Genomic DNA, 14261 nt, shown 5'->3' on the forward strand with positions numbered 1-14261 from the left:
CACAAAACAGCCGCTTTTCAGCGGCTGTTTAAACTAGCCTTTATTGTCAAATCGACGTATCAGCTACAAGTAAGCACTGCGTTCTGAGCACCCTCCACATTCGCTAACAAACATTAATTAAGCGATGTATCGACACTTCCCGTTTCTATTTTTATCTTGAAGTAATGCATCAGGTTTTCCCCATCTGGGTACACCAGATCTTTGTCGCTCGTATTCAGCATGGGGATCTCCACTTGGAATTTCGCATCGCCTGCAGCGTTTTTCCAAAGACGGATACGCGCTGGCATGATCAACAAAGTGGTCGGTAGTTTCATGGCAGGATTCCCCGCCGTTTTGTCTATTTCATCGTAAAGATAATTCACTGACACACTGAGCATGTTCATGTCTATCTCATCAAAATCTCGCGTGGTGAAGAAATTCACCATTGATGAAATCGTGTAAATACCACCTGCGGGAATCGTTCTCCCCTTGAGGTTTTGCACAATCGTGCCGTAGTACAGATTGTTCATTCTGTATTGCCCAGCAATGCCCAACGCATCCGCAGATAGGCTTACTTCTTTGCCAGCACCGGGCAACTTACTGTGTTTGGCGGAATACGTGACTTTCCAACCAAAAGGCAATTGCTTAGAAATAGGTGTAATGCCATACACCCAAGGGCGAAACAGGTAGGAACGCAACCCAGAGAACAGGCATGTTCTGAAGCTCAGCGACGCCACCGGGTAATCCTTGGACGTCCCCCGCAGAGCGCTCATTTTCATCGTAAGGCGTTAAGTGCAGATGCGCGATGGAAGGCGGGCGTACTTCAACAAGCGAACCATACGAATCAGGTCGTGGGTGACAGTAATGGTTTGAACTGATCGCGCTGTAGAGATTGCTGTCCGCGTAATTAGGATCAGGGGTTTCTTTAACCAATCTTGCTTTACAGTAAGTCACACGACGTGAATCAGTCGGTGTACTTGTGATCACAATGTCGTTCTGACGTGCGTCAGCAGCAAAAACGACAATACTCCCCCAGCGTATCGGGTTCCAATCACTTTCTTCTTTTAGCGGTGAACTGCCAAAGGGATCGACATTGTTTGCGTCAAAATGATCTTCCATACTCCCCGTTTGCATCGAGTTCGATGATGAGCCGATATACATCGCCCCACCTCGGCTGCCATAAGTATCAAAGTTACCAAAATCATTAGAGGATGCCGTGTACGTTACTTTGCGATGAACTTTAAGCACGCCCGCCGCGTTTGGCCAACCATTGCTATCATTGACATTTCGGCTTCCAAGTACAGGTTCTGATGCATAGAGCGACCAGCCGCCATTGTTCACTGCTGCACAACTCACAAACGCATTGTGCATGTAGTCCTCATAGCCACCAGGAAAGAACCAACCATCGAGTCCATTTTCCCGCGCCATCAAATTTGTGAGCGAGTTGTAAGCGCCGTCAATGCCCACAAAGCCATTCCAAGGCATGCGTTCAACGACAATGTTCATGAATTCGTTATAAGAGGCTCGCGCAGAGGTGTAGTAATTTTCAGGAAGATAGGGGGTCATTTGAGACACTAAGGAATAGTGCGTCACCCAATTGTAAAACGACACTTCCACCGTCACTGTTTTTGCGGGTAAGCCCCCCGGCACCACAACAGTGGTGGTCGTATCATTCTTACCGATGGGTTTGTTGTATACCCGAGTCTCCCCCGTTTTTTTCGGATTACCCGTGGTTTGGCGATCGTCTGCATTGATGCCTACTGCACCACCACCTAGTTTGGAGCCTACGTTTGCGTACCTCGCAATCTCAGTACCATTCGCTGCAAATGCACGTACCCAACGCACAAGCGGCACATCAACTTTGTCGTCCAATAAGACTTCTTTAGAAGACGTGTATGCACCTCGCGCTGGCACGATAATTTCAGTATCACCTGCACCATTATTGAGTTTGAAAGAGGTAAGATCTGGCCATACTAGCGGATAAGTGAAGCGTTTCTGCGGCAGTTTATTTGGTTGTCCCGCCCAAAATTGGGTCGTATTCGGACGTGAGGAAGCAGCAATGCTAGGTTGAGGCGGAGTATGACCGATTATCATGCCATTACCGCCATCACCCGGATCTTTCAAACAGCCACTTACAGCAAAATCTGCTACGAGTGTCGATCCGCATTGAGTCAGTACACCATTGTTATCAGTGCCACCAATGGGACAAAGGGCAGTAGGATGTTTCGCCACGCCTCGAAGTTCAGCACTCAACGATTTACGTCGAACATAAGATCCTTGGCCACGAAAAAAACCCGCGCCAACAGGAATCACCAAATCACCGAGGATTGGGAAATAACCTTTGCCCATCACAACGTTAAACGCCAAGGACAAATCCGCATCAGGCACCAGATTCCCGAGATCGTCACGCAACCCCAATGCTTGCTCAAGTTTGCGTTGATTATCCTTCGCAATCAATTTGACTGATTCACGATCCGCCACCCATCGAGCTCGAGCTTGCTCAGAAGACTCTCCGATAGACACAAGATCCAACGTTGTATCTCTGGGTGATGCCGGTGGCAATTGAATTAAAATAGGCGGTTCGGGGGTAACTTCAGGCGGAAATATCGCATTAATAATACGCTCAAAAAAAACGATTATCTGTCGAAAGAAAGCGCCAAGTGCGGCCCAAACGCTGCTCATTCTTGTATTAAAGTCACTCACTACACTGCTCCATGCTTCTATCACGTAGTTCATCGAACAGATGCCAAGACATTCCTTTATCAATCCTGCATGCACCTTTAATTTGTATCTGATGTCATCCATTCATCAGCGGATAATAGACGAATAAGCCCATGAGCTTTGTGCGTCTTTGTTAGCACTGTACGCGAGAGGAAAGATTCAAATTGTATAATTTATGTGACATCAATGGGTTAATATGGCTAGATTTTTGGCAGGTCACTTCTGGCCATGTGGTACTTATGAATAATGATTGTGATGGGTTATATACCCAAAGCGAGATGCGGCTCTGAAACAAGGGGGGCTGTTTCGTATCTAACTGAATTCACCATAACTCATCTACTCTGGCTATTAATAAAATAGTTATTAGCAATTTCCCTCTGTTTTCTACCCAACGTATCCTTACGTCTTAAACAACAAAACAGAGAAAAGAGTCAATGGCAGACAAACGAGCATTGGTGGTTGAAGGTGGTGCAATGCGAGGCATTTTTGCCAGCGGTGTATTGGACGAATTTCTTGATGTGGGATTTTGCCCTTTTGACTTCGCTATCGGCGTATCCGCTGGTGCGTCAAACCTCGTCGGTTACCTCGCCAAACAGCCAAAACGCAGTTATCGCGTGGTCACTGAACTGGCAACCAATACGACGTTTTTTAACCCAGCACGTTTCGTCAAAGGTGGCAATTTAATTGACGTGGACTGGCTTTGGAAAACCGCACTAGAACGTTATCCACTCGATACCGATACCTTGTTTACCAATATCCCTTTGCTAGCCGCCGTCACCAATGTTGAAACCGCTTCTGCCGACTACTATTGGGTGAATGAAAGCAACCTGTCTAATGTGATAGAAGCAACCTCTGCACTGCCCATTGCTTATCGCCAGACTCCCTGTTTTTCGGGCGGTTGTTACACCGATGGTGGTGTTGCTGACTCAATTCCAGTGATAGAAGCTTATCGTCGCGGTGCACGTGATATTACGGTGATACTTTCTCAGCCAGAATCTTATGAAATGACCCCAATGCGTCTTCCCGGTTTAATGGATCATATTCTGAAGAAACACCCAAGTATCGCCAACGCCATGCGCCAACGAGCGGACCGATACAATGCCTCACTGGCATTTATTCGTCAGCCACCTGCCAATTGCAAAGTACGAGTGATTGCGCCACCAGAAACCTTTCCTGTTGGCCGATTCACCATGAAGAAATCAAAATTGGATCAAGGCTATGACATGGGTCATCAAGCCGCACAAACGTATCTGTTTAATACTTTAAAATCGACGATGCTAAAAGAGATTGACTGGAATGGCGCTGCCACGTAACTGACTGCATGTCTTACCAATCAATCGTTGCGCCGAGCGAATATCTACGTTAGGTTGTTTGTTCATTAATAAGGATTTTCATTCTCAATGACCACGTTCGCTCAATCACTCTGGCTCCTTCTTCTTATGCCCCTCAGTCGGTAGAGTGTTTCGTTCCCGGCTGTGAGCAACGCAGCCGGACCTCGTTCTCACAGCCTTGATTAGTAAAACAACATCAAGGAAGTTAACAATGAACGACGCCACTGTCAGTGCGCAACCCTCCTCAAATTATCGCCAAGGGATTATCTATGCCCTGATTGGTACCGTGCTATTTTCTATCAAGCCTGTACTGATCAAACTCGCCTATGCCGTAGGTGGAGATGCAACAGCGATCATGAGCTTGCGTGCCGCGTCGTCACTCCCCCTCTATATTGCCATGCTGCTCTGGCTATGCCGAGATCCCGATCAACGAAGTAAGGTACGTCGATATGGCTGGCAAGCTGCCCTGGTCGGTGTATTGGGTTACTACTTCGCCTCACTGCTCGATATTCTCGCCTTAGAATTTATCTCTGCCCAGCTTGAGCGGTTACTGATTTTTCTTTTCCCCTCATTCGTGGTCGCTATCAGTTGGATATTCCTGAAAGAAACGCCGCGGAAAGGGACGTTCATTTGCATCCTGTTTGGCTACTTGGGTGTGGCCATGATTGTGGTGCATGATTTCCAGTCCTTTGGCTCGCAAGTGTGGCTGGGCAGTATCATGGCGATTGCGTCGGCCTTGGTCTTTGCCATCTATTTGGTACTGAGCAAGAAAGTCATTGGTAAAATGGGCGCACAGCTATTCACTAGCTTAGGCATGGGAAGCGCGGGCGTGGTGATCATGATGCAGCACCAAGTTCAAGGCGCAGATTTCGGCGCCATGTCGAATGAACTGGTTTTGATAGGTGTCGCCATGGGCATTTTCTGTACGGTACTTCCGTCATATTTTGTAGCAGCAGCAATGGCGCGTTTAACCCCGTCAACACTGAGTTTGACCAGTAACATTGGTCCTGCCATTACAGCGTTATTTGCGATTATCCTGCTCGATGAAACCTTTACTGTTTTTCACGGCATTGGTATGTGTTTGGTCGTGTACGCAGTGGTGAGGATGAACAAGAAGGATTAATACAAAACCAAAAAACGGGCAGTGACATCGCCCGTTTTTTCTAGTTTCTAGTTTCTAGTTTCTAGTTTCTAGTTTCTAGTTTCTAGTTTCTAGTTTCTAGTTTCTAGTAAGTATTAACCCTACTCGCCCACATCGACACCATAACGAAAGCAGGTTTTAGTATGATCGTTCACCATGCCTGTGGCTTGCATATAGGCATAACAAATCGTAGTGCCTATAAATTTAAAGCCTAATTTTTTAAGTGCTTTGCTCATGGCATCAGATTCGGGCGTCGAAGTAGGTACATCAGCCATTGATTCTCGATGATTCACGATCGGCTTCCCACCAACAAATTGCCAAATATACTTGTCGAAGCTGCCGTATTCTTTCTGAATAGCCAACACCAAGTTGGCGTTGGTCACGGTGCCATTCACTTTCAGCTTGTTACGAACAATCGACGGATTTAACAGTAGCTCCGCTATTTTGGCTTCGTCATAAGCGGCCACAGTTTTCATATCAAAGTTATCAAACGCAACACGATAGCCTTCGCGCTTTTTCAATATAGTGGTCCAACTGAGTCCGGCTTGCGCGCCTTCCAATATCAGCATTTCGAACAGTTCACGGTCGTCGTGAACTGGCACGCCCCACTCTTCATCGTGATAGGTTTGATCAATCGGGCTGACATTCGCCCAGCTGCAACGTTCCATGTTTTGTCCTTAACAGTGATTAGCGATGAACACCAAAATATATACCCAAGCAACCTCAAGATGCAGGATTCAGAGCCTCTCATCTTGTTCAATTTGAGGAGAAAAGCCGAAGGAATGGTCTCCCCTTTCAAGGCTTTTCGACAATAAAGTGGACGAGATGAGAGGCTCCCAAAGGGCGAGGTTGTTTGGGTGTACTGTATATATAACCATGCTTAAAAGTTGACCACAACAAAAAAGAGGATGCAATGTTAAGACTGCATCCTCTTTCTATCCATTGAAGACTAACGAATTTACGTTAGATTCACCGTCTGATGTGTTTCTAGTGATTCCAACGAGGCTTCTGCCAGCACAAGCGCTTGCTCGCCATCAATACCTGTACATTGCGGTTCAGTTTTGCCTTCAAGTACATCGACAAAGTGTTGCCACTCCGCAATGTAGGCTTCTTTGTAGCGCTCAAGGAAGAAATACTGCGGTTTAGCGCTGCTGCAGTCGTCTTCTCCCCAATGTTCAACCAAATGTTCACGTACATTGCCCGCTTTGAGCATGCCTTTGCTGCCATGGAGTTCGATACGTTGATCATACCCATAACCTGAACGTCGACTATTGATGATGTTGGCCATTGCGCCAGACGGGAAGTGGAGCACGATCACAGCACTGTCGATGTCGCCAGCCTCACCTATCGCAGGGTCAACTAAGCACGCGCCGTGAGCAGACACCGACACGGGATCTTCGCCCATAATGAAACGTGCCATGTCCAAATCATGAATAGACATATCACGAAAAATACCACCAGATACGCGCACATAATCCGCAGGCGGAGGTGATGGGTCACGTGATGTGATCACCAAGGTTTCTGCTTTGCCAATCGCGCCGCTTTCAAACAAATCTTTTAGCGTACGAAACTGTGGATCGTAGCGACGATTAAAGCCAACAAGGAATTTCACACCGGATTCTGCCACGGTATCCAAACAGGCTCGAACCCGATCAAGACTGAGATCTATCGGCTTTTCACAAAATATCGCCTTACCCGCTTCTGCTGCCAGTTCAATCAAATTGGCGTGTGTATCCGTCGCGGAGCAAATACAAACCGCGTGTATGTCAGGGTCTGCCAACGCTTCTTCTGTTGTCATTACGTCAGCATGATATTTCTCGGCCAATTGCGCCGCCCCTTCGGTGTAGGGGTCAATCACAGCGCGGATCTGCGTCATGGGATGAGCATCAATATTGACGGCGTGTACTTTACCAATACGTCCGCAACCAAACAGCGCAATATTAAACATAGCCTCTCCTTTTGCTTTGGCTTTTAAACAGCGGGCGCGGTGAAATGACCTCTGCGCCCCTTTGTGAAAGTAAATTAGGTTGATTAACCTGTGTGTTTATCGGCGTATTCCGACGTGTTTATCCAAGCATGGTCCTGCTCCCAGCTAAACAACCACTTACGTACTGGCCCAGCCATGACATTCAGGTAGTAGCTGTCGTAGCCTGCCATTGTTGCCACCGGGTGATAGCCACGTGGGACTTGCACAACATCACCGTCGTAAGCGGCCATGCATTCATCCAACTCTCTGTCATCGGTGTAAACACGCTGGATACAAAACCCCTGAGGCGGGTTTATGCGATGATAGTAAGTCTCTTCTAATTGGGTTTCATTGGGCGGCGCATCACGGTCATGTTTGTGACTTGGGTAGGAGCTAGTGCATCCTTCGTCAGTGTAGACCTCGACAACCAACAGGCTGTCGGCGTCTTTATCATCAGGCAAAATATTGTGTACATAGCGCTGATTATTGCCATGTCCTCTCGCTTCTGCGTCAACATCTCCTGGGGCAATAAGGCGTGAAGGAAATGTGCCTTTTCCTGGCGCACGACAAACGGCAAGCTCCAACGCTGTTGTGGCTGTCAACGTGGCAGAGTCACCGGCGGTGACATACAAAGAAAACGGTTTTTTCCGATCAAAAGGTCCTTCTCTGTCGCCAATTTCGCCCAGTGTATTTCCAGACAAGACGGCTTCGGCTTTACCACCGACCAAGACAATACAAAGCTCTTCGTCGATGTTAGCGTTAAATGAGAGTGTTTTACCCGCCGCCAGCAGAAAGGCTTCAAAGCCCACATGTTTCCACCCTGCTGATTCCGGCGTGATGTGTTGATAACGCCCCTGATCATCTGGGCTCTTTCTCTTCGAAAGCAGTTCAGACATAACGTCTCCTTGTCATTTAGACTGATTTCATCGTGTTTTCGATTAACACTATTTCATGTGTCTGCCAATAATAGAACATTTTTTTCAAATCTCAATAAAATGAAATTTATATTTCATTTATCGTTTAACTTGAAATAGACTGAATGCAATTCATTTGCCGAAGGAGAAGGGAAATGCGCAGAAATGGACAAGGAACATCGACGTCTTTTTTTCAGATATCCGATGTTGATCTAGACGCGTTTAAAATAAGTTGCGAACACAGCGTCCAGCCAGAGAGATACCCGCTGGCTGCCGACATCATCTCAAATGTCGTGATCTATGATGGTGCCGATCTTCGTGCTGCTGCGAATAGTGATTCAGACAGTGTTAACGCGTTTCAAAATGAAATGGCCGATGTGCTGCTTCATGGTCCCGGCGTGTTTGCCATCAAAGGCTTCTTCGCGAAAACCAGTATTATCGACGCCATGAGTCAGGTGTTTGAACAGATCCTTGAAAATGAGCGTGGTTATGGCGCGGGTGACCACTTCGGTAAAACGGGGCCCCAAGCGAATGGACGCATCTGGAACGTATTCCAAAAAAGTGCAGAAGCCAATCCTGAGGTATTTGTTCACTACTACAAAAACCCCTTACTGCAGATCGTCTCTGAGGCTTGGCTAGGCCCGCATTATCAAATGACAGCACAAGTGAACATTGTACGCCCAGGCGGCGCAGCGCAAGTATCACATCGCGACTTTCATTTGGGCTTTCAACAACCACAAGAAACTGCACGCTACCCTATCCACATTCAACAAATGTCGGCGATGCTCACGCTGCAAGGTGCAGTGGCTCACACTGATATGCCGCTCGAAAGTGGCCCGACGAAACTGTTGCCTTTTTCGCAACACTATCCACCTGGGTATATGGCTTACCATGAGAAAGCGTTTCAAGTTTACTTCGAGAATAACTATGTTCAGGTCCCGTTAGAAAAAGGCGATGCCGTGTTTTTTAACCCTGCACTGTTTCATGCTGCTGGCGAGAACCGCACGCTAGACTTTCATCGTTCTGCGAACCTGTTGCAGGTCTCGTCTGCATTTAGCAAGCCGATGGAGACAGTAGATCTGGCCAATATCTGCCGCAAAGTCTATCCGGTGTTATTGAATTTATGGCGAAACGATCCGTTATCGCCAGATGAAAAAAACGCCATTATTACCACAGCAACCGACGGTTATTCCTTCCCAACCAATTTGGACACGGATCCACCCATTGGCGGCTTGGCACCCGAATCGATGGAAGCACTGCTTCACCGAGCGTTAGATGAAGACATGCAAGCGGCGACGTTTGAAGTGGCATTGGCGCAACTGCGTGAAAAGCAGCGAGCTTAATACTTGTATTAGCCTGTAGGAAATAAAAAGCACATAAAAAAACGTCCGACACAATGTGTCGGACGTTTTTGTTTTTGCTAGCATTCTACCAATTAGAAAATGCTGTCACCGTCTTGTTGGATGTTTTCAGCATCTGTCCAAACGGTGATCGATGCACCAGAACCGTTGTGGTTAAACACGTACGCTTCCAACTCGCCAACTTCTGTTGAGTTCAGCCCCATAAAAGCAATCATGTCAGCAGACAATTCCGCTGTTGGTGTAGCCGATGCATCATAGGCCCAGTTAAGCGCCTCAAGGTTAAAGGTATCATCACCTTCACCTAAATAAGCCACAAAACCATCCCAGTCGCCTGGCTCAACGTTGGTGGTCGTTTGGAACTGATCAGACTGTGCTTGAATCGCAAATGCATTCACCGTCACTGTTTGGTCACCCGCATCGCCGACTACGGCTTCAACGTTAGCAATCGGCTTACTGCTGGTGGTAACGCCATATGAAGAGCCCGAGAAATCGACATTTGCATCACCTTCAACAATGATCTTATCGAATCCGCGGTTACCACTATAAATATTGCCATTAGCGGTCAGAAATGACGCATCAGAGAAGTCTTCCTGATCGAAGTACATGGTGTCGTTACCTTCGCTACCAATATACAAATCTAAGCCAGTACCACCGTCCATAATGATGTCATCTTCAAAACCAGCTTGCAGTACGTCATTGCCCGCGCCACCATAAAGTGAGTCATCACCGCTTGCGCCAAACAGTTTATCGTCGCCATCGCCGCCGTAAAGAATGTCGTCACCATTGCCGCCATTGATCACATCGTTACCCGCATCGCCATACAATACATCATCACCGTTGCCGCCGTTAATGATGTCATCACCTTCATCGCCGTGGACAGTATCCTGACCGTCACCACCGTAGATAACGTCTTTACCTGCGCCACCATTGATGGTGTCATTGTCAGTGTAGTTTTTATCTTGTGAAACAATAATGTTGAAACTGGTGTCGTTAAAGTCTTTATCACCCAAGTTCCAAAGGTCTTCCCAGCTTGAGCGGTCGCCATCAACGTTTTCATGATCTTTGCCGTCGCCGTTTTCTGCAGCGTTAGACACATAAACCACAGAGCTTGCGCCGCCTTGAGTAATGGTTGAGCTACTACCTGAAAGGTTTAGCTCGACAGTACCAATATCAAAGCCTTTGCGATCGCCATTTGGAATCAGGAACATACCGAAAGATTCACCGCCTGACACATCAATCTCGATGCTCAGATCTGTTACATTTTTCACGTTATCGGCAATCACAGCGGCACGAACGATGTTGCCATTTTCGTCCAGCACATAGTAGCCAACACTGTTGTTGTAGGCTGCACTGTGGGTGAAGTTGCTCAATTCCAACGTCACCGTACCCTGACCTTCTAGATCATACAGAGTCGCACCGTCTTCATGACGAAGATTCAGTGATTGGGTATATTCCACGCCGCCGAAGATCGTATCATCGCCAGCGCCGCCATCAATGATGTCGTCGCCGTGCTCACCATAGATGGTGTCGTTGCCATCACCACCAAACAGCGTGTCATTGTCGCTTTCCACGTTCACTTTTTGTTTCAGTGAGACGTTATCAATCAATGCGCCATAGCTATCAGACTTGCCTTCACCTTCAAAGCGAAGAGTGATGAAATCCACACCCTTAGGAATCACCACATCTACTGTGAACGATTCGTAGTGATCGTTAGCTTGGGTGTTGTCAAAATACTTGGTGTAAATAACATTGCCTTGCTGGTCGAAAACCTTCACTTCAAACTGACTGGTTGAATGGTCACTGCCGCGATAACGGTTTGCGTAATCAAATGACAGCGCTAGTACTGCATCGCCGTCGGTCGCCAAACCGGTTACATCGACGTCTTGTTGAACCCAAGTGTTTGTGTGGCTGTCTAACTCAAGTACCGTGTTACTTTTATCATTTTCTGGTGTCCCACCAAACTGGCCTTGTTGCAGTTCGATTTTATTGCTGCCCGGCGTATACCAACCTGTTACTTGGTGATCGTGGAACAAACCCCACTGATTAGTGGTGTTATTGCCGTAATCTTCAAAGTCACCGTTAGTCAACAATTCACGTCCACCATTACCCCACTGGCCATCATTGCCATAGATAACGTCGTCGCCATCACCACCATAGATCGTGTCATCACCGTTGCCACCAATCAGCGTATCATCACCCTGACCACCGTCGATGGTGTCATTGCCTTCAAGACCATTGATGGTGTCGTTCACATCACCCGTTGCTGATGTGGTCAGTGCCACATTATCAATCAACGCGCCGTAGCTATCAGACTGGCCTTTAGCTTCAAAACGTAGCGTCACACCTGTCGTGCCTTCAGGAACAGAGAAGTCTATGTCGAAATCAACGTAGCTTTCATTCGACTGGGTGTTCGCGAAATATTTGGTATAAAGAACGTTACCTTCGTTATCAAACACTTTGACTTGGAATTGGCTCGTCGCGTGATTATCACCTTTGTATCGATTAGCGTAGCTAAAGGAAAGGTTAAGAGAGGCATCGCTATCTTCGGTTAGCTTAGTGACATTAATATCTTGTTGAACCCAAGTATTGCCAGTGGAATCAAGTTCCATAACAGTATTGTCAGCGGCGTTAGCAGGTGTTCCACCAAAAGAGCCTTGTTGAAGCTCAATTTTCATCGTGCCAGGTGTATACCAACCTGCCACTTGGTGATCTTGAAACAGACCCCACTTTCTTGCGCCATCATCGCCCCAGGCTTCGAAGTCGCCGTTCATCAGTAAGTTATCGCCTTTACCATCTGAACCGTAGAGAAAATCTGCGCCGCTTGTACCGTTAATGTCTGACATACCTTGTCCTCATTTTATAATGTGACGCTGTATGAATGAGCAAGGAGCAAAAGAGCGGGGATAGCAAAGAAAGACCATCGTGGCTCAAAGCTGTGTCACTGATTAGATGTCAACTCACATTAGAGACAGCTAACATTCATTCAACGTTGTTTGTGACATCAGTTTTAATCACAAGACAAACAACAACAACACTTGTTACATAGCTTCAGCTTAAACTCAGCGAGTTGAATTAATAACATTGCATGCATCGATGATGAATGAACCAGAAGAATGATGAGAAAGGAATGAAATTAAAGTAACAATGCCGCAATTTTCTCTCAACTAAGCCAAAAAAATGCGTCAGCAGTGAGAAAATGACAGAAAAGTGTTAAATGCACAGACAATTAGGCAGGTTCATCTCAAGCCCGAGAACTCAAGATGAACATAATCCATTACGCACTGGCTGCTTTTTCTTGTGTGAGGTTATTCACCCACTTGGTGCCAAACACACGACGAATAGTGGGATAGAGCTTTACAATCTCCTCTGATGTCATCATCAGAAACACATACTGCAGCGGCATATCGAACCACATTGCTGCCAGTGCAGTCATAGGAATTGCCCACATCCACTGACAAACAACATCCATATTCATACAGAATTTGGCATCGCCACCTGCGCGTAAAATCCCCACGATCAGCGTGATGTTAATGTTTCTCGCAACTGTACTGATAGCAATAATTGGAAAACAAAGTGCAGCTAGCGCAATGACATCTTGGCTAACTTGGGCATATAAAGACAAAACAACGGCCTGCAAAGACAACACAAGCATGGCGCAAAGCACACCGACACATGCTGATGTCACTAACGCATAACGAGCATACCGCTCACTGATGGCCAGTTTGTTTGCGCCAAGCGCATTCCCCACCACAATCGCGGTTGCACCCGATAATCCGGATGCGACACAAAGTGTCAGTGCTTCGAGTGACGATACAATCGCCATGGTCGCCAATTCGGTTTCACCCATACGACCCATAATGAGTTGATAGACAAAAATGCCACCGCTCCACATCAAACTCCCCGCGATAATTGGCAGCGTAATAGTCAAATAGCGATTGAAGATACGAGAAGAGAAAGAAAAATCCCGAAGACCAAGAATCAATGGAGGACTCAAGTAATAAATCACTGCCACCGACATGAAGACACGTAATACCCGTGCAATGACCGTTCCTAAGCCTGCCCCCATTAACCCCATGGCTGGCAGACCTAAATAGCCAAAGATCAAAATGAAACTCAGCCCAACGTTTAGCCCAATTTCAATGATGGACATGGTCATCGTCGTTTTGGTTTTGCCTAGTGCGCGCAACGCAGCATCCATCGAGATGCTTGGCCCAGCAACCAAAATCGCCACACTGATAATTTGCAGATAGTTCGCGGCGAGTTCGGCCGTTTCACCCGTGGCTTTAAACAAAGAAGGAATGACATCAGGAAAGAACCAGCAAAAAGCAAACAACAAAGCAGAAGCAAACGTCGAGATGGTCGTACCGAGCGCAAAGTTTCGTCTTAGGCCATGTTCATCTTCAGCTCCCCAGTATTGAGCAAGTAAAACGCCCATTCCGGTGCCCATTCCCCAGATAAAGATACCCGTAAACCAAAATACCCGCGCACCGATGCTAGACGCTGCCACTTCCTGTGTGCCCAACTGACTAACCATAAGACTGTCGATGAAGCCTGCACTGCTAAACAACAAGCTTTGCAGCACGAGAGGAAAACCCAGCAGAGCAACCCGCCGCAAAAAATACCCATATGAATGTTCTGTCATCCGATCGTCCTCGCCAAGCCAAGCCAAGCCAAGCCAAGCCAAGCCTACTATTATAGTAAATATTTTTATTTACTATAATGCTCAACGACAAAGAATGCGAAATGTAAATACATGTAACCATTTGAATTACTTTCGATTTATATCACAAGGCAATCCTATCAACTGCGCTTGTAAATCTTGGAATAGCCTCTTTAAAGCAATCCTCT

10 protein-coding genes are annotated in these 14261 nt (G+C 46.9%); 3 read left to right on the forward strand and 7 right to left on the reverse strand.

What is annotated here, in order from left to right; genetic code table 11:
- Nucleotides 1-113 precede the first annotated feature (113 nt).
- Together AC3CIC_RS09850 and AC3CIC_RS09855 are read right to left on the reverse strand one after the other, a co-directional pair.
- Entirely contained in the window at nt 114-716 is a 603-nt protein-coding gene (locus AC3CIC_RS09850) for a hypothetical protein (protein WP_488514487.1), read from the reverse strand.
- The gene (locus tag AC3CIC_RS09855) at nt 625-2682 is read right to left on the reverse strand and encodes a hypothetical protein (protein ID WP_488514488.1); all 2058 of its coding nucleotides are present in this window, start codon (nt 2680-2682) and stop codon (nt 625-627) included. The genes AC3CIC_RS09850 and AC3CIC_RS09855 overlap by 92 nt, the downstream gene beginning before the upstream one ends.
- A gap of 452 nt (nt 2683-3134) precedes the next feature.
- Between AC3CIC_RS09855 and AC3CIC_RS09860 the strand changes: the two genes are divergently transcribed.
- Nucleotides 3135-4013, forward strand: coding sequence for a patatin-like phospholipase family protein (locus AC3CIC_RS09860; RefSeq protein WP_488514489.1), 879 nt, complete (start codon nt 3135-3137; stop codon nt 4011-4013).
- A 229-nt stretch (nt 4014-4242) separates the two neighbouring features.
- Nucleotides 4243-5154: a DMT family transporter gene (locus AC3CIC_RS09865; RefSeq protein WP_488514490.1), complete on the forward strand. Its 912-nt coding sequence runs from the start codon at nt 4243-4245 to the stop codon at nt 5152-5154.
- A gap of 119 nt (nt 5155-5273) precedes the next feature.
- Here AC3CIC_RS09865 and AC3CIC_RS09870 read toward each other — a convergent pair whose 3' ends face one another.
- From AC3CIC_RS09870 to iolB, 3 genes are all read right to left on the reverse strand, one after another.
- The gene (locus AC3CIC_RS09870; RefSeq protein ID WP_488514491.1) at nt 5274-5840 is read right to left on the reverse strand and encodes a DNA-3-methyladenine glycosylase I; all 567 of its coding nucleotides are present in this window, start codon (nt 5838-5840) and stop codon (nt 5274-5276) included.
- 290 nt (nt 5841-6130) lie between these two features.
- Nucleotides 6131-7120 (reverse strand): inositol 2-dehydrogenase, encoded by a 990-nt coding sequence (gene iolG / locus AC3CIC_RS09875; RefSeq protein ID WP_488514492.1) that lies wholly within the window; start codon nt 7118-7120, stop codon nt 6131-6133.
- 83 nt (nt 7121-7203) lie between these two features.
- Nucleotides 7204-8034 (reverse strand): 5-deoxy-glucuronate isomerase, encoded by an 831-nt coding sequence (gene iolB, locus AC3CIC_RS09880; RefSeq protein WP_488514493.1) that lies wholly within the window; start codon nt 8032-8034, stop codon nt 7204-7206.
- A gap of 173 nt (nt 8035-8207) precedes the next feature.
- Between iolB and AC3CIC_RS09885 the strand changes: the two genes are divergently transcribed.
- A complete protein-coding gene (locus AC3CIC_RS09885; RefSeq protein ID WP_488514494.1) occupies nt 8208-9395 on the forward strand; it encodes a phytanoyl-CoA dioxygenase family protein in 1188 nt (395 codons plus the stop codon).
- A gap of 92 nt (nt 9396-9487) precedes the next feature.
- On the opposite strand, the gene AC3CIC_RS09890 is transcribed toward AC3CIC_RS09885, so the two are convergent.
- Both AC3CIC_RS09890 and AC3CIC_RS09895 read right to left on the reverse strand, forming a co-directional pair.
- Nucleotides 9488-12256 carry a calcium-binding protein gene (locus tag AC3CIC_RS09890; RefSeq protein WP_488514495.1) on the reverse strand — a complete coding sequence of 923 codons (2769 nt, stop codon included), beginning with the start codon at nt 12254-12256 and terminating at the stop codon, nt 9488-9490.
- Nucleotides 12257-12687: 431 nt separating this feature from the next.
- Nucleotides 12688-14055 carry an MATE family efflux transporter gene (locus tag AC3CIC_RS09895; RefSeq protein ID WP_016961353.1) on the reverse strand — a complete coding sequence of 456 codons (1368 nt, stop codon included), beginning with the start codon at nt 14053-14055 and terminating at the stop codon, nt 12688-12690.
- Nucleotides 14056-14261: the final 206 nt, after the last annotated feature.

The organism is Enterovibrio sp. QJM3NY_24, assembly GCF_057786035.1.